The sequence below is a fragment of the Limoniibacter endophyticus genome, assembly GCF_014652835.1.
In the GTDB taxonomy this organism is placed as follows: domain Bacteria; phylum Pseudomonadota; class Alphaproteobacteria; order Rhizobiales; family Rhizobiaceae; genus Limoniibacter; species Limoniibacter endophyticus.
On the sequence record NZ_BMZO01000010.1, the window covers coordinates 167,761 to 183,884 of the forward strand.

14 protein-coding genes are annotated in these 16,124 nt (G+C 58.0%); 8 read left to right on the forward strand and 6 right to left on the reverse strand.

Going from position 1 to position 16,124, the window contains the following annotated elements; genetic code table 11:
- Window positions 1-15 precede the first annotated feature (15 nt).
- Window positions 16-2,151: a methylmalonyl-CoA mutase gene (gene scpA / locus IE151_RS15105; protein ID WP_189491973.1), complete on the forward strand. Its 2,136-nt coding sequence runs from the start codon at window positions 16-18 to the stop codon at window positions 2,149-2,151.
- Between the two features lie 24 nt (window positions 2,152-2,175).
- On the opposite strand, the gene IE151_RS15110 is transcribed toward scpA, so the two are convergent.
- The 3 genes from IE151_RS15110 to hglS form a co-directional block, all read right to left on the reverse strand.
- Window positions 2,176-3,408, reverse strand: a complete 1,233-nt coding sequence (locus IE151_RS15110) for a pyridoxal phosphate-dependent aminotransferase (RefSeq protein WP_189491976.1) — start codon at window positions 3,406-3,408, stop codon at window positions 2,176-2,178.
- A gap of 12 nt (window positions 3,409-3,420) precedes the next feature.
- A complete protein-coding gene (gene amaB, locus IE151_RS15115) occupies window positions 3,421-4,947 on the reverse strand; it encodes an L-piperidine-6-carboxylate dehydrogenase (RefSeq protein ID WP_382345009.1) in 1,527 nt (508 codons plus the stop codon).
- 158 nt (window positions 4,948-5,105) lie between these two features.
- Window positions 5,106-6,503, reverse strand: coding sequence for a 2-oxoadipate dioxygenase/decarboxylase HglS (gene hglS, locus IE151_RS15120; RefSeq protein ID WP_189491981.1), 1,398 nt, complete (start codon window positions 6,501-6,503; stop codon window positions 5,106-5,108).
- A 104-nt stretch (window positions 6,504-6,607) separates the two neighbouring features.
- Here hglS and IE151_RS15125 point away from each other — a divergent pair, with 104 nt between their 5' ends.
- The 4 genes from IE151_RS15125 (at window position 6,608) to sdhD (ending at window position 8,920) form a co-directional block, all read left to right on the forward strand.
- On the forward strand, window positions 6,608-7,510 hold the full coding sequence (locus IE151_RS15125; RefSeq protein ID WP_189491984.1) for a LysR family transcriptional regulator: 903 nt from the start codon (window positions 6,608-6,610) through the stop codon (window positions 7,508-7,510).
- Window positions 7,511-7,809: 299 nt separating this feature from the next.
- On the forward strand, window positions 7,810-8,325 hold the full coding sequence (locus IE151_RS15130; RefSeq protein WP_189491987.1) for a ferritin-like domain-containing protein: 516 nt from the start codon (window positions 7,810-7,812) through the stop codon (window positions 8,323-8,325).
- Window positions 8,326-8,366: 41 nt separating this feature from the next.
- Window positions 8,367-8,546, forward strand: coding sequence for a hypothetical protein (locus IE151_RS15135; protein ID WP_382345014.1), 180 nt, complete (start codon window positions 8,367-8,369; stop codon window positions 8,544-8,546).
- The gene (gene sdhD / locus IE151_RS15140) at window positions 8,543-8,920 is read left to right on the forward strand and encodes a succinate dehydrogenase, hydrophobic membrane anchor protein (RefSeq protein WP_189491993.1); all 378 of its coding nucleotides are present in this window, start codon (window positions 8,543-8,545) and stop codon (window positions 8,918-8,920) included. The genes IE151_RS15135 and sdhD overlap by 4 nt, the downstream gene beginning before the upstream one ends.
- Window positions 8,921-8,946: 26 nt before the next feature.
- On the opposite strand, the gene IE151_RS15145 is transcribed toward sdhD, so the two are convergent.
- Complete coding sequence (locus IE151_RS15145; protein WP_244636812.1) at window positions 8,947-9,504, reverse strand: tyrosine phosphatase family protein; 558 nt, start codon at window positions 9,502-9,504, stop codon at window positions 8,947-8,949.
- A complete protein-coding gene (gene cobD / locus IE151_RS15150; RefSeq protein ID WP_244636814.1) occupies window positions 9,471-10,493 on the reverse strand; it encodes a threonine-phosphate decarboxylase CobD in 1,023 nt (340 codons plus the stop codon). The genes IE151_RS15145 and cobD overlap by 34 nt, the downstream gene beginning before the upstream one ends.
- Here cobD and cbiB point away from each other — a divergent pair.
- Both cbiB and IE151_RS15160 read left to right on the forward strand, forming a co-directional pair.
- Window positions 10,486-11,451, forward strand: a complete 966-nt coding sequence (gene cbiB / locus IE151_RS15155; RefSeq protein WP_189491996.1) for an adenosylcobinamide-phosphate synthase CbiB — start codon at window positions 10,486-10,488, stop codon at window positions 11,449-11,451. The two genes, cobD and cbiB, sit on opposite strands and share 8 nt — an antisense overlap.
- Before the next feature lie 486 nt (window positions 11,452-11,937).
- Window positions 11,938-13,599, forward strand: coding sequence for an MFS transporter (locus IE151_RS15160; protein WP_244636815.1), 1,662 nt, complete (start codon window positions 11,938-11,940; stop codon window positions 13,597-13,599).
- Here the strand turns inward: IE151_RS15160 and IE151_RS15165 are convergent, their stop codons facing one another.
- Window positions 13,600-14,601, reverse strand: coding sequence for an AbrB family transcriptional regulator (locus IE151_RS15165; RefSeq protein ID WP_189491999.1), 1,002 nt, complete (start codon window positions 14,599-14,601; stop codon window positions 13,600-13,602).
- Window positions 14,602-14,971: 370 nt separating this feature from the next.
- On the opposite strand from IE151_RS15165, the gene IE151_RS15170 reads away from it, so the two are divergent.
- Window positions 14,972-16,117: an AI-2E family transporter gene (locus tag IE151_RS15170; protein ID WP_244636817.1), complete on the forward strand. Its 1,146-nt coding sequence runs from the start codon at window positions 14,972-14,974 to the stop codon at window positions 16,115-16,117.
- The last annotated feature ends 7 nt before the right edge of the window (window positions 16,118-16,124 follow it).

Genomic DNA, 16,124 nt, shown 5'->3' on the forward strand with positions numbered 1-16,124 from the left:
GGGAGCGAGAGCTGTATGACCGAGGATAAGACAAAACAGTGGCGATCGCTCGCGGAAAAGGAGCTCAAGACCTCTCCGGACGAACTGATCTGGCGCACCCCTGAAGGCATCGACGTCAAGCCGCTTTATACCGCAGAGGATCTGGCGACCGTAAACCATCTCGATACGATCCCGGGACTCAAGCCCTTTGTCCGTGGCCCTCGTGCAACGATGTACGCGGGAAGGCCCTGGACGATTCGGCAATATGCCGGCTTCTCGACGGCACAAGAATCCAACGCCTTCTATCGCCGCAACCTGGCTGGCGGGCAAAAAGGGCTGTCGGTCGCCTTTGATCTAGCCACTCATCGCGGCTATGATTCCGATCATCCGCGCGTGGAAGGCGATGTAGGCAAGGCAGGCGTCGCTATCGATTCAGTCGAGGACATGAAGATTCTGTTCGACGGCATTCCACTCAGGGAAATGTCCGTTTCCATGACGATGAATGGCGCGGTGATCCCCATCCTCGCGAGCTTCATCGTCGCGGGCGAGGAGCAGGGTTGTTCGCGTGCCGAGCTTTCCGGGACGATCCAGAACGACATCCTCAAGGAATTCATGGTCCGCAACACTTATATCTACCCGCCTGAACCTTCCATGCGGATCGTTGCCGATATCATTGCCTACACCTCGAAAGAGATGCCGCGGTTCAACTCGATCTCGATTTCCGGCTATCATATGCAGGAAGCGGGCGCGACGCTGGTCCAGGAACTGGCCTTCACGCTGGCGGACGGCCGTGAGTATGTCCGCGCGGCTCTGGCCAAGGGACTCGATGTCGATGAATTCGCCGGGCGTCTCTCATTCTTCTTCGCCATTGGCATGAATTTTTTCATGGAAGCAGCCAAGCTGCGGGCTGCGCGCCTCCTCTGGACACGCATCATGGAGGAGTTCGAACCAAAGAAGCCCGGCTCATTGATGCTGAGAACGCATTGTCAGACCTCCGGCGTCTCGTTGCAGGAGCAGGATCCGTATAACAACGTGATCCGGACCGCGTATGAAGCCCTGTCTGCCGTGCTGGGCGGAACCCAATCCCTCCACACCAACGCTCTGGATGAGGCAATAGCCCTTCCCACGGAGTTCTCCGCCCGCATCGCCCGCAACACGCAGCTGATCCTTCAACATGAAACGGGCATTACCAAGGTGGTCGATCCCCTCGCCGGCTCCTATTACGTGGAGAGCCTGACGCACGAATTGGCGGACAAGGCCTGGGCTCTGATCGAAGAAGTCGAAGCGATGGGCGGAATGACCAAGGCTGTTGCGGAAGGTCTTCCCAAGCGGCTCATCGAAGAAGCTGCGACGCTTCGGCAAGCGAAGGTAGACCGCGGCGAGGAAGTGATCGTCGGGGTGAACAGATTTCGTCTCGAGAACGAGGACGAACTCGACATTCTGGCAATCGACAACTCGGCCGTGCGTGATGCACAAGTCAAAAGATTGCAGGAAATTCGGCGTCAACGTGATCCGGAAAAGGTCAACGTCACGCTTGAGCGGCTATATGAATTTGCAAAAACCGGCCAAGGCAATCTGCTCGAGGCAGCTGTCGAGGCAGCGCGTGCCCGAGCCACTGTAGGGGAAATTTCGGACGCAATGAGGCGGGCCTTTGGCGACCATGCCGCTATTCCCGAAGTCGTGAATGAGATTTACGGCCCGGCTTATGGTGACGATCCGGAATTCAGCACTATCCAGGCGCGTGTCGAAGATCATGCGCGCAAATCGGGGAAACCGAAGATTCTCGTCTGCAAGCTCGGGCAGGATGGCCATGACCGTGGCGCGAAAGTCATTGCTTCCGCATTCGGAGATATTGGCTTCGAGGTTTTGGCAGGCCCCTTGTTCCAGACACCGGAAGAGGCCGCCGATCTTGCCATTGCCGAGCGGGTTCAAATCGTCGGCATGTCGTCCCTGGCAGCAGGGCATCGAACGCTTGCGCCGCAACTTGTCCAGGCTCTGCGAAACAAGGGTGCCGCGCATGTCGTCGTCGTCGTGGGCGGCGTCATCCCCCGTCAAGACTACCAGTTCCTGCTCGATTGCGGCGTATCGGCGGTCTTCGGACCAGGCACCAATGTTCTTGAGGCCGCGAACTCGATCATCGACGTTCTTGAAGGAAAACGCCGCAATACATGAGAATTTCAAAGCAGCATGTTCCGCTCAACGTAACGCGGAACATGCCCTTTCGATGCGCGAAAGCGCCTCCTTCAATTCATTCATCGATGTGGCATAGGAAATGCGGAAATAGGGCGACAGCCCGAACGCGGATCCTGGAACAACCGCAACATTCGCGTCTTCCAAAAGATAGTCGGTAAAATCGGCATCCATACCAATAATATTGCCGGCCGGTGTCGTGCGTCCGATCATGCCTTCGCAACTGGCGAACGTATAGAATGCTCCCTCCGGCGTCCGGCAGGAAATGCCATCAATGGCATTCAGGGCCGAGACAACGAAGTCGCGACGTTGCCTGAAGCTTTCGCGGCGTTCCTCGAGAATCGCCTGGTCGCCGTTTAGCGCGGCCACGGAAGCGGCTTGGCTGATAGATGAGGGACACGATGTAGACTGGCTCTGAATGACGGCCATGGCCTTTATCAGGGCTTTCGGCCCCCCAGCATAGCCGATGCGCCAACCGGTCATGGCATAGGCCTTGGAGACGCCATTGATCGTCAGAGTGCGTTCCTTGAGCCGAGGCTCGAGGGCGGCCGGCGTAACGAAGGCAAAATCATCATAGACGATGTGTTCGTACATGTCGTCGACCATCAGCCAGACCTGCGGATTGGCCAGAAGAACGTCGAGCAACGGACGATAATCTGTTTCGGTATAGGCAGCACCGGACGGGTTGGAAGGTGAGTTCAAGAGCAACCAGCGTGTCTTCGGCGTGATCGCTGCCTCCAGCTGCGCGGCCGTCATCTTGAAGCCGGCCCCCGCATCGCAAGGGACGAGAACAGGCACGCCGCCGCAGATTTCCACAATATCGGAATAAGACGTCCAGTACGGGGTCGGAATGACGATCTCGTCCCCCGGATTGATCGTCGCCATGAACGCATTGAAGAGAATTTGCTTGGCTCCGGCGCCAACGGTAATCTCGTCAATGGCGTAGTCGACGCCGTTCTCGCGACGAAACTTGTCACACACTGCCTGCTTCAACACCGGCGTGCCGTCAAGGGCGGTATATTTGGTTTCGCCGTGATCGATCGCCTGCTTTGCAGCTTCCTTGATATGCGCGGGCGTGTCGAAATCCGGTTCGCCGGCACCAAGGATTATGACCGGCGATCCACTTCGCTTCATCGCTGCGGCACGCGCACCGATCTGCAGAATTTTCGACACGCCTACCGAGGCGATGCGTTCGGCGGGTTTGAAACCCGCCTCGACAATCTTCGTCACCTTCGTCATCTCTTCGACGCCTCAATCGATGTCGAAAGAGACGCCCTGCGCCAACGGCAGAGCCTTCGAATAGTTCACCGTATTGGTGGCGCGGCGCATATAAGCGCGCCAGGCATCCGATCCAGATTCACGACCGCCGCCGGTTTCCTTCTCGCCGCCGAACGCACCACCGATTTCAGCTCCCGAGGTGCCGATATTGACGTTCGCGATGCCGCAGTCAGAGCCGTCCGCAGAAAGAAACCGTTCGGCTTCCTGCATGTTGAGCGTGAAAATTGAGGAGGAAAGGCCCGCCGCCACCGCATTATGCTCTTCCAATACGCTGTCGAAATCACTGTATTTCATGACGTAGAGGATCGGCGCGAAGGTTTCCTCAAGAACCGGCCCGATCTGCTTCGGCATTTCCACGAGAGACGGCTTTACATAATAGGCCGTTTCCTTGCCGGCACTCTCAACGCGCTCGCCACCTGTCACGATGCCGCCTTCGGCCTGCGCCGCTGCAAGCGCTTTCTGCATGGCATCGAAGGCGCTCTTGTCCACCAGAGGGCCGACGAGAGCCGTCGTTTCCAGGGGATTGCCTACCGACACGCTCTCATAAGCCTTCTTCAGGCGTGGCACGATCTGGTCATATACGCTTTCATGAACGAACAGGCGGCGCAGGGTCGTGCAGCGCTGGCCGGCAGTGCCCATTGCCCCGAAGGCGATGGCGCGCAACGCCATGTCCAGATCGGCCGATGGGCACACTATGCCGGCATTGTTGCCACCCAGTTCAAGGATCGAACGGGCAAAACGTTTGGCCAGCCGCGGCCCCACTTCGCGCCCCATTCGCGTCGAACCGGTGGCCGATACGAGAGCGACCTTCTCGTGATCGACCAGAATTTCGCCGATCGCGCGATCGCCAATCAGCACCTGCGCAAGATTTGCCGGGGCGTCACCGAACCGCGCAAGCGCCCGCTCAAGAATCGCCTGCGATGCGAGCGCCGTCAGCGGCGTCTTTTCGGAAGGCTTCCAGACAATCGAATTGCCGCAGACCAACGCCAAAGCCGCGTTCCACGACCAGACAGCTACAGGGAAGTTGAAGGCCGAGATGATGCCTACGACACCAAGCGGATGCCACGTCTCCATCATGCGGTGCCCCGGACGCTCGGTGGCAATGGTAAGACCGTAAAGCTGCCGTGAAAGGCCCACGGCAAAATCGCAGATGTCGATCATCTCCTGCACTTCGCCCAGCCCTTCCGAAGCGATTTTGCCAGCTTCGATCGAAACGAGACGACCAAGATCAGCCTTGGCAGCACGCAGTTCTTCGCCCAACAGGCGGACAAGTTCGCCCCGACGCGGGGCCGGAACCAAGCGCCATGCCTTGAATGCCTCGTGTGCATTGTCGATGGCCTTGGCAGCATTCGCAGCAGAAACGGCCTTGAGCTTGCCGACTTCCTCGCCGCTCACGGGGCTGAAGACAGGCATGTTGCCCTCGGTCCAATCGGCGCGTGTGACGCCAAGCCTGTCGAGAATGGCTGCCGTTTCCTGCTTTACATCGACCGTCTTGCTCATTTTCAACTCCATTGCTTTCGGACATACGCGTCCGCGATCGTTAAAATGTCGCCGCCCCCAAAGGGCACGACACAAATGATATTCGGTGGCGGCTGCGAGTAGGCCAATGCGCTTAGGGTGCAAATATCTCCATAGAACCCGCTTTTGTCTCGCTTTTGTTACTCTGCGACGACTGCCGTATCGATCACCCCGGAACAGGCTTCCAGAGAAGCCCGCTCGATTGCTGAATAATGCGCGAATTCATCCAGGACAGAGACGCCCAGATCGCGCTCGAAAACGATCTGATTGGGGCTAGCCACGAATTCCTGCGCAGCATCATCGCCCAGATTGGACTGGAAGATGCCTGCCGCGCTCACCGGAAGAAAATCCTCGTAGACGATTGGGTCAAACTGAACCAGCCCTTGCCCTATCGCTGCTTCGAGCTCGATCTCCCCTCCTGTATAGGCTCTTCCCTTTTCGGTCAGCGTATAGGTGAAATAGCCTAGTCCTGCCCTGCGAATGGAACCCCAATCGTCCGGAAACTTCTTGAATATATCTGCCAAAGCGGCCTCATATGCGACAGCGTTCGAACCATCCGCAGCAGGGCGAACGCGGGCTCTTGTCTCGTTCAGCAACTGATCGTAAAGCGCCCGTCCCTTTGGCGTCAATGCAACGCCGCGCTGCTCGATCTCGCCAAAACGCGCCGTGTGCGACCCGACATCCCAGCCATTTGTGTCGTTCCTAAAGGACACCGATTCCTGGAGCGCCTTGAACGATGTCTGGCGCAGAAGAATCGGGCATTTGCGAGTGGGCGGTCCTTCCACGACGGCTTTGGGCGCGATGCCTTCTTCCGGCATGCGATCCTGAACCTTATCAATGTCCAGCGTCCGCGGAGTGAGATGGTTGATATGGGGTCCCTTGAATGAAACCACGTCGGCGATCAGACGGTGGGCATCGTGAAGCCGCTTATACATGTCAGCACTGACGATCGCCTGATTATGCCAACGGAACGTTTCGAGTACTTCCTTGACGAACTGCGCAGCACCGTCTGCGTCAAGTCCACCGTCCTGCTCGGCCTTTTCCACCAGAGCGACTGCGCGATCGGTAAAAATCTTGCGTCCAGCGAGGATAGCGGCAGCTTCATTGCGCAGCGCCTCATCATTGATCAGGTCAAGACGAAGCAACGAGGTGAAGACGCGAAACGGATTGCGGCTCAAGCTCTCTTTGCCCACCGGCCTGAACGCCGTCGAATGAACGGGAACGCCAGCGGTGGACAAGTCGTAATAACCGACCGGGAACATGCCCATAATGGCGAAGACGCGGCGCATCATCGCAAGTTCTTCCGGCGTGCCGAGGCGGATCGCGCCATGTCGTTCTTCGCAGATGCGGTCCAGCGTGTCAGTTGCTACAAGACGCTCCCGAAGCGCCGGCTGGCCGGCCAGCGTCTCTTCATTGACCTGCGCGACCAGCGCCATCAAGGTTCCATAGGCGGGGACTTCCTCCCGGTACATCGCCGACATGGCAGCGGAAAATGCAGCGCGGATGTCATCGGAAGACGTGAAACTTTCAGTTGCCATGAACGGCGCCTCATGAAACATGCATTCATACGTGTTATGCATGGATAGCGCATCCTGCAGCAAATTTCATGCGCTGAATGCGACTATGTTGATGCGAGGACGGAATGCATATCGGACGAAATCTCATTCCCGACATATGGATCCTTCAGGCATTTGTGAGTGCGGCCCACCATAGCAGCTTTACCATGGCCGCCGCAGAACTGAATCTGACGCAAAGCGCCGTCAGCAGACAAATCCGTGCACTCGAGGAACAGCTTGGCGTGGCTCTTTTCGAGCGTGTCCGCAAGAAAGTCGTCCTTTCGACAGCGGGACGGGCCCTGCTGCCGGATGCGATCCGCCTCCTGAATCAGACCGAAGAACTGGTCTTGCGGGCAAAGACCTCCTCCGACGGCCGCAGGACACTATCGATCGCCACACTACCGACCTTTGGCAGTCGGTGGCTCATTCCGCGCCTGCCCGATTTCTTTCGTCTCAATCCAGAATGTGGCGTGAAATTGAGTTCGCGTTCCGAGCCATTCGATCTCGTGGCAGACGAATTCGACCTTGCTATTCACTACGGCCAGCCATACTGGCCGCGGGCCGTGTGCACCTATCTCTGCAGCGAGATAGTGGTTCCGGTGGCAAGCCCCGACTTACTTTCCTCTCGCCCAGTCACCGCTACATCGAATCTCGAAAATGCGCCGCTGCTGCATCTGATGACCCGTCCCAAATTGTGGAGCGAGTGGATGCAGACCTACCAATGCGATGCTTCCAACGCCTTCAGCGGCAATACGTTCGACCAGTTCAACATGCTTATCGAAGCGGCAGTAGCCGGGCTGGGTTTCGCCCTTCTGCCGAAATATTTGATCGAGACGGAGTTACGCGAAAGCGCTCTGCAGATCGTTCTGGACCATTCTATCGAGACCGACAATCATTACTACCTCGTCGTGCCCGAGAGCAAAGCTCAGGATCTCGCGACAAAGCGCTTTCTCGATTGGATGATCTCAATGGTTCCCAGCCGCTGGTAAAGTTGATGGACGCGCATCACGCGTGAGATTTCGCATTTTTGCCAGGATCCTCCTCTCTCTCATGCGCCAGCAGGGCGGAGTTTCCCGCGCGTGCTTGCAGCCGACACCGCTGCTAGCAGCGGTGATAACCATGATCTGATCGCGTACAGGCTTTAGGATCGATCGGCATGACATTCTCCTCGCATCGTAGATTCGAACCACCGAATGTTCGTGCTCCCGGTAAAATCCATGACCATCATGCGGAACTTTCACCCATTCCCTTTGTTGGGTCAGCCTCTTCATTGCGAAAGGACGCATCCATGACCATTCCGACCGAAACGCGATCCATCTTCATCACTGGACTGAAGAACGCCCACGCCATGGAAAACCAGGCGCTGTCCATAATGAAGCCGCAGGTCTCGCGCATCGAGAATTATCCGCAGGTGGCACGCCGTCTGGAGGCACATATTGGCGAGACGGAAGATCAGATTCGCCGTCTGGAGACTATACTCGGAGACTTCGACGAGGACCATTCCACGCTGAAAGACTGGGCTTTGTCGATGACAGGGGCGATGGCCGCTATGGGACACTCGATGGCGGGCGACGAGATACTGAAGAATTCCTTCGCCAATTTTGCCTTCGAGAATTATGAAATCGCCGCCTATAATTCGCTGGTCACCATCGCCGAACTCGGTGGCTTTACCAACGCGACGGCCTCGTTGGAAGCAAATCTGCGCGAAGAACAGGCCATGGCCCAATGGCTTGAGGATAATCTCCGCGACGTGACCATCCAGTTCGCATCCCTGCGGGACATGAATGAGGACGCCAAGATCTGACGGAGGAAACCATGTCTTCGGAAAAAGACAGAAGCGCGGGCATGACAGATCAAGCCCCGCGGTGGGAGGGACCGCCTGAAAACCGCCCCTCCGGCTACAAACCTGCAAAAGACAACCCGAATCGCGATCGCGATGCTGCGGGCGAGAACAATGAAGATCCCGGCCGTCCGCATGTGACGGATGTCGGCGAAAAGCCGAATACGGAAAGACCGGAGGAATGAAAACGCCACTCGGCCGTGTCCGGGGCCTTGGTTCAAACAGGGGCGGAACGATCGGCTATCTCGTCAAGCAATTGTCGGGGATGCTGCTCTTGCTGCTTACCTTCGCGATCCTTGCCATCATTCTATACCTCGCAGGGCGAGAGCGCGTCTTTGTTATCGAGGCGATGGGCAGCGTCTGGATCAGCGTGCCCCTCGTGGCGTTCCTTTTCCTCTCGGCGTTGCACATGGAACTTGGAATGCGCGCCATTCTCGAAGATTATGTCACTGACGTGCATCGCCGCATTCCGCTCATGCTTCTGAGCTGGGCGTTTAGCTGGGGGCTTTTCCTGATTGCCTTGTTCGCCATTATCAAGATGATCTTTGCGGGGAACTAATACTGGGAACCGCCTGCGAACGCCAATTACAGAGACAGCGTAAAAACCGTTCCTTCGAATGTTTCCGCGCCGCGACCGATGGCCTTGATTGCGGCGACCATGCGGCCTTCCCTGCCAAGCAGATCGTCCGCAAGTGCGACGATAAGGGGATTTGGCGTCGCGACTGACGAGGCATCGCGCAACTGCTGCGCCAGTTCCCTCTCGTCAATATCCGCCCGAAGCGCGCAGGCAATGGCATAGGCGCTGGCGGGGGAGCGGCTTACACCCGCATAGCAGTGAACGAGTAGGTCGCCTTTACTCTCTGATGCCCAGTCGCGTGCGAACTGCAACATTCGCGCCACTTGGTCCTGCGCCGGAGCGCTCATTCCATGCAGAGGTCGATGAATATCGTGCATCTGCAAGAGCAAATGATCCTCCGCCGCGATTTTCTCAGGGCGAACCATCTCAGTCCCCTGCGTTAGAAGAGACAAAAGTCGCGAGGGTGGATTTCTGTCGATACACTGCGGCAGCTTCGCGAGCGGGCAGACGCGGATTGTCAGGCCAAGCGGCATCATCCAGCGAGTGCCGATGCCAGACGTTCCCATGCCGTCTCATTACCGGGGAGGCCAAAGCGCAAGACGTGCGGACGATCGGCAAAATTGCGAACGATCACGCCGTTGCGTCCCAGGCGACGGAAAAGGCTGACAGCATCCGGCGCCTGGACGAGCCGGAAAAGATTTGTGCCCCCGAGAATTTCCAGGCCATGCTGCTCAAGCAGCGCATCCATGCGCAGGGCTTCGAGTGCCAGTTGTTCGCGCATCTTGGTCTGCCATTCGCCGTCGGCAAAGGCTTCCAGCGCGATTGTCTGGGCAGGACCCGATATCGCCCACGGTCCGAGCGAAGCCGTAATATCGGCTGCAATTTCCTGCGAAGCGAGCGCAAAACCCAGCCGAACCCCCGCGAGGCCGAAAAACTTGCCGAAGGAGCGCAAAACAATGATCGCACCCTTGCGAACGTCGAAAGACAGGCTCTCCTCGCGCGGACCTATATCCATGAATGCCTCATCGACAATCAGCAGCCCGCCCTTGCGACGCAGATGGTGGGCGAGGTCGAGCAGGCTGGTCCGAGCGGTCACCTTTCCATCCGGGTTGTTCGGATTGACGACGATAGCGAGGTCGGCGTCATAAAGCTGTTCGAAAGCCCGTACTTCCGAAACTTCGTGACCGGCAAGACGTGCTGCGCGTGCATGTTCGGCATAGGTTGGCGAGAGTATCGCTGCCTTGCCAGGTTTCACCCGCCCACAGAGCAATGGTAGAAGGATCTGCGTGCCCGGTGCTGCAACTATGTGAAAGGGCGAAGGCGCGCCGTAGATCGGCGCCGCCAGCGTCAACAGGTGGCGTGCTTCGTCTTGCTCCGGCAAGCGTGAGAAATGGCTGGAGGCGAGCGGCGAATAGGGATAGCTATGCGGGTTGATGCCCGTCGAAAGATCGACCCACGGCTGCGGCGCATTTCCAAACAATGCCCGCGCCCGCGATAGACTTCCGCCATGCGCAATTATATCCTTCGTCGCTTCGAAACGCCTGTCCATGTTCATTCTTGCCCTCTTCGCCACGCTGATCGAACGATATACCGGCTATCCGCAATGGCTATTTGCGCAAATCGGTCACCCCGTTACGTGGATGGGTACGCTTATCACTTGGTTGGAAAAACAACTCAACCGGCAAAGCGACACATTTGCGCGAAGACGGCTTCTTGGCCTGTTCACGCTGTTGGTTCTTCTGGTTGCGACGCTCCTGGCGACCTTCCTGGCGGAAGTTCTCCTGCATCTTCTTCTTCCATGGCCGCTGGTCATTCTGAGCCTTGTGTTCCTCGCTTCCAGCCTGATCGCCCAAAACAGTCTGTTCAGACATGTCGAAGCGGTAGCTGATGCGTTGGAAACCAATGGAGTTGTGGCCGGACAAGAAGCCGTTTCGCTTATCGTCGGCCGTGATACCAGTGTTCTGGACGAGGCGGGGGTCGCCCGCGCGGCCATTGAAAGCCTGGCAGAAAACTTCTCGGATGGGATTACAGCGCCCGTTTTCTGGCTGGCTATGCTAGGGGTGCCGGGGGCTGCGGTCTACAAGGCGATCAACACCGCCGATAGCATGATCGGTCATAAGAACGATCGGTATCGGGCTTTCGGTTGGGCTGCTGCGCGCCTTGATGATTTTGTCAATCTCCCTGCATCGCGCATAACCGCATTCCTGTTCATCGCCGCAGCCTATATGCGCGGCGCGGACTGGCGGGGCGCATATATTTCCATGAAGAGGGACGCGGGCCGTCACCGCTCGCCCAATGCGGGTTGGCCGGAAAGCACCATGGCCGGCGCGCTTGGATTGAGCCTTGCCGGCCCTCGCCATTATGCGGGCACGATAGTCGAAGATGCTTTCATGAATGACAGCGGACGACGCGACGCAAATGCCGCCGATATCCGCGCCGCCTTGCGGCTGGCACGCCACGCTTCCACGCTTCTGATAATGCTTCTTGTCGCATTGGCGGTTGTTATCGGGTAGCGCAAAATCCCGCCACGGCTCTCGCCGCGCGGTTGATAAGGAAGAAGATCGTCAGTTCCAGGGAAGCCGGTTCTCGCTTCCCCGGAAACTGCCGCATTTCATGAGGGGAAGAGCGCATGTGGCCCGTAATCTCATAAATTGCGTATGCTTCCACATGCGCTTTTGCAGGCCGGATGCGAAGATTTGTCACGTCCCGCAGCCACCGCCCACCGGAAGATCCCGGCACACAGCTTGCCCTCGCGCCTTCGATGCCACGGGTGCGCAACCAAAGCCCCTCGACGCGTGAGAGGGATTATCCGCCAGCCATACCCGGGTGTGGACAATTGCTGAGATCTTGCCGCGCAAGAAAACGACAAGCGCTTGAACTTGCAAAAGGAAAAGATTTCTTGGCAAAATTTTTTTCCACGCTGAACGATTGCCATAAAATCATTTGGCACCTTTTACCGGATCGCGCATTCGTGCTCTATTGACTTTAAGGCAAATCACTTGCCGCGATATCGAACGGAACTCCACATCGTGCAGCTATCCTCGTCTCCAACGCTGGCTCCCTTCAGGCATGAAGTGTTCCGTACGATCTGGCTTGCAAGCCTCGCTTCCAATTTTGGCGGATTGGTTCAGGCCGTCGGCGCTGCCTGGATGATGACGTCGATCTCCGATTCAGTAAATATGGTTGCGCTGGTGCAGGCATCCACTTCGCTGCCGATCATGCTCTTCTCGCTGATCTCGGGAGCCTTGGCCGACAATTTCGATCGCCGTCGCGTTATGCTCACCGCTCAAGGCTTTATGCTCGTCATATCCGTGACACTGACGATATTCGCCTATCTCGGTTTCCTGACGCCTTGGCTGCTCCTCAGCTTCACGTTTCTGATCGGCTGCGGCACTGCGCTCAACAACCCATCATGGCAAGCGTCCGTCGGGGATATGGTTCCACGCGACGACCTGCCGGCTGCCGTCGCGCTAAACTCGATGGGGTTCAACATGACCCGCTCGGTGGGTCCGGCCATCGGCGGCGTGATCGTCGCGACGGCCGGTGCAGCTGCGGCTTTCGCGGCCAATTCGCTGAGCTATTTCGCACTGATCTACGCGCTTCTTCGCTGGAAACCGGGCGTCCGGGCCAATACGCTTCCCCGCGAAACCCTTGGGCGCGCCATCGGCGCTGGCATACGCTACGTCAGCATGTCGCCCAATATCCTCAAGGTATTGTTCCGCGGTTTTGTGTTCGGCCTGACGGCAAGTGCCACGCTCGCCCTTTTACCGCTTGTCGCGCGTGATCTCGTGGCGGGCGGCCCCCTCACCTATGGCTTCATGTTGGGTTCTTTCGGCATTGGCGCCGTCGGGGGCGCACTGCTGAGCAGCCGGCTGCGTCAACATCTTTCTGGCGAGGGCATCGTGCGCCTTGCCTTCATCGCCTTTGCCGCGAGTTCGACACTGACCGGCATTTCCGGCTACACTTTCTTGACCTGCCTTGCACTGCTTGTTTCGGGAGCCTGCTGGGTGCTGGCTTTGTCGCTGTTCAACGTCACCGTACAATTGTCAACTCCGCGCTGGGTCGTGGGCCGCGCCTTGTCGCTCTACCAGACCACAACGTTTGGCGGCTTGGCCGGCGGTAGCTGGATGTGGGGCGTCATCGCCGACGAGATAGGGCCGGGCGACGCGCTGCTGGTTTCCTCTGCCCTCATGCTCGTCGGCGCTCTGGTCGGTTTGCGCTACGCCCTACCGGAGTTCAAAAGCCTTGATCTCGATCCGCTCAATCAGTTCAACGAACCGTTATTGGCACTCGACCTGAAACCACGCTCCGGCCCGATCGCCGTCTTCATCGAGTACGAAATCGCCGAAGAGGATACGGTCGAATTTCTCAACGCCATGTCAATCCGTCGGCGCATTCGCATTCGGGACGGCGCACAGCAATGGGTACTCCTGCGCGATCTTGAAAATCCGACGCTGTGGACCGAGAGCTATCACGTGGCCACATGGGTCGAATATGTGCGTCACAACCAGCGACGCACGAAGTCTGATGCCGACGTCTTCCTGAAAATTCGCGCGTTGCACCGCGGTGATCGTCCTCCGGTCGTCCATCGGATGATCGAGCGACAGACGGTCGAGCCGACCGATGTGGAGACATATAAGCCCACGCTCGACATGCATTGACTATCGGTCGCTGGTGGCGCGGAAGAAAATAACCGATCCCGAGACGACAAGAAACACGCGCACTACGTGATGCAGCACGACGAAAGGCACTTCGACGCCAAGAGCAAGTGCTGCCAGGCTCATTTCAGCCAATCCACCTGGCGAATAAGCCAGCAGCACACCCTGAAGCGAAATCCCTGACAGCCACGAAACGATTTCCGCAAAGACGAAGGTGATCGACAAAAGCAGAAAGGTCGCGCCGATGGAAATTGCCATTATGCGCGCCATGAGCTTTGGAGCGGTGCCCGCGAAGCGACAGCCGACAATGCAGCCAATAGCGATCTGCGCGGCGGCGACAGCCATGGATGGGAGCGTAAAGTCGCTCAACCCCGTCAAGTGCAGCGCGGCGCTGACCAACATTGGGCCAATCAGCACATAAGCCGGGAGTCGCAACCAGCGCCCAAGCAGAACGCCGGTGACGCCAGCGACGAATAACCAGAACAGATCGATAGCCTCGAGGACTGACCAGGGCCGCCATGCGCCCGGCATGGCGGATATTTCTTCACCCGTGGAGAATTCGATAAGTAGCGGCAGGCAAAGCACGACCAGGAAGATGCGTGAGCCGTGAATAAGCGCAATCATACGATCATCGCCACCGCGCTCACCACCCAAGGTTACCATTTCCATCAGCCCCCCCGGCATGCCGGCGAAATAGGCGGTAGGCTTGTCAAAGCCGGCAACGCGGCGGAAATAAACGCTGCAAAGCGACCCGCTGACGAACAGGAACGCTACGAGACCCAACAGCGGCAGCCACCAGCTCGCAGCGCCCGTGAGTATATCTGTCGTAAATGACGTGCCAAGCATCGTGCCGATAATCATTGTCATCGGCGGGCGAATTCGAGGCGGCATGATGACGGGAAGCCCAAAAACCGCGGCCAGGCCGCACGCGCTCATGGACCCAAGCATCCATGCGAGCGGCATGTTGAAATGATTGAACAGCGCGCCGCCGCAGAGACCAAGCATTAGAGCAAAGGCCAATCGCAGCGCGAGTTGAACCCTGTTCAGTTTCGTTTTCGGTAAATCGGGCATCGACTTGGCATGCCTTTTGAAGAGATGCTCCTCGCTATCGTTCGGCGCGAGGTTTTACAATCCCTGCTAAAAGGAAAAGCGGCTTAAAGACAAGACGATAACGGACAAACGTTTTCCCGAGGGATTTACTGACGGAAGTCTTTTCCTCACCGAACCCCCCATTATATTCATCAAACGAAAACAGTGCCTCGCTATCGTCGTATAAAACGTGCAAAACAAATTGACGAAGGCCCTTTATCACGAGCGTTCCATGCCGATAGCCGACCCCAGAGATCCGAAAATTGTCCGTCGCGAGCCCAGGTGGATGGGACCGCCGTCGCCGACGCGAATGGCGCTCATCCAGCCGATCTCGGCCGCACGCTGGCTGCTCGTTCTGATTCTCATCGCCGGTATCTACTTCTTCCATGGCTTCGTTGTCCCGGTTCTTGCTGCCCTGGTAATCGCCTTCGCCAGCTGGCCGCTTTTCGTACGCCTGCGCGCGAGGCTCGGCGGCTCAAGGACGATTGCAGCCAGTGTCGCAATTTTGCTGATACTTTCGTTCCTGATCATCCCGGTTGCGATCGCCATTTCCTATGCTGCGAAGGAATTGCATACCTGGTTCGACTGGGCCTATCAGACAAACCGGATCGGCGCCCCGACTCCGGAGTGGCTCCTGAACATTCCGCGGATCGGCTCGTGGCTTGACGAACAGTGGGTCCGCTACGTCGGTCACCCGGGCGCGATCGGTGAACTCATCCAGCTCGCCAGCGGCGCCAATATCGGCAACATCTCGCGCGCCCTGCTCGCGGCAGGCGGCGGCGCATTCAACCTGTTCCTGACACTGCTTTTCATGCTGATCGCACTGTTCTTCGTCTATCGCGATGGCGAAGCATTTACAGCCCAGCTCGACAAGCTGGGGGAGCGCCTCCTGCCAACACGCTGGGAACGTCTTTCGGGGGTCGTACCTGCGACAATCAGCTCGACTGTGACCGGCATGACCCTGATCGCCATCGGTGAGGGCGTACTGCTCGGCTTCTGCTATTGGTTGGCGGGCGTGCCATCGCCCGTAACGCTCGGCGTTCTGACGGGAATAATGGCGCTTATTCCCGGTGGCGCACCGCTTTCCTTCACGCTCGTATCGATCTATCTGGTGGCGAGCGGATCGCTCTTTGCCGGTATCGCACTCTTTATGTGGGGTAGTGTCGAGCTTTTCATCGTCGACAAGACCTTGCGACCGCGCCTCGTCGGGGGGCCGATAAAGCTGCCTTTCCTGCCAACCTTCTTCGGACTGGTGGGTGGCGTGAAGACGATGGGCTTCCTCGGCCTGTTCATCGGCCCGGTGCTTATGGCCTTGCTTGTCGCCATCTGGCGCGAGTGGTTGCGCGAGGCGGAAATTGTGGAGGCACGCGAGCAGGCATTGGAGGCCGAGGCCGAAAAGGAATTGCCGACGCCAACGCGCAAAACGGGTTGACAACGCC

What these genes read in the sequence shown, in the direction of transcription:
- scpA (WP_189491973.1), top strand. Translation starts at nt 16, where the DNA reads ATGACCGAGGATAAGACAAAACAGTGGCGATCGCTCGCGGAAAAGGAG.
- IE151_RS15110 (WP_189491976.1), bottom strand. Translation starts at nt 3,408, where the DNA reads ATGACGAAGGTGACGAAGATTGTCGAGGCGGGTTTCAAACCCGCCGAA.
- amaB (WP_382345009.1), bottom strand. Translation starts at nt 4,947, where the DNA reads ATGAGCAAGACGGTCGATGTAAAGCAGGAAACGGCAGCCATTCTCGAC.
- hglS (WP_189491981.1), bottom strand. Translation starts at nt 6,503, where the DNA reads ATGGCAACTGAAAGTTTCACGTCTTCCGATGACATCCGCGCTGCATTT.
- IE151_RS15125 (WP_189491984.1), top strand. Translation starts at nt 6,608, where the DNA reads ATGCATATCGGACGAAATCTCATTCCCGACATATGGATCCTTCAGGCA.
- IE151_RS15130 (WP_189491987.1), top strand. Translation starts at nt 7,810, where the DNA reads ATGACCATTCCGACCGAAACGCGATCCATCTTCATCACTGGACTGAAG.
- IE151_RS15135 (WP_382345014.1), top strand. Translation starts at nt 8,367, where the DNA reads ATGACAGATCAAGCCCCGCGGTGGGAGGGACCGCCTGAAAACCGCCCC.
- sdhD (WP_189491993.1), top strand. Translation starts at nt 8,543, where the DNA reads ATGAAAACGCCACTCGGCCGTGTCCGGGGCCTTGGTTCAAACAGGGGC.
- IE151_RS15145 (WP_244636812.1), bottom strand. Translation starts at nt 9,504, where the DNA reads ATGGGAACGTCTGGCATCGGCACTCGCTGGATGATGCCGCTTGGCCTG.
- cbiB (WP_189491996.1), top strand. Translation starts at nt 10,486, where the DNA reads ATGTTCATTCTTGCCCTCTTCGCCACGCTGATCGAACGATATACCGGC.
- cobD (WP_244636814.1), bottom strand. Translation starts at nt 10,493, where the DNA reads ATGAACATGGACAGGCGTTTCGAAGCGACGAAGGATATAATTGCGCAT.
- IE151_RS15165 (WP_189491999.1), bottom strand. Translation starts at nt 14,601, where the DNA reads ATGCTTGGTCTCTGCGGCGGCGCGCTGTTCAATCATTTCAACATGCCG.
- IE151_RS15170 (WP_244636817.1), top strand. Translation starts at nt 14,972, where the DNA reads ATGGGACCGCCGTCGCCGACGCGAATGGCGCTCATCCAGCCGATCTCG.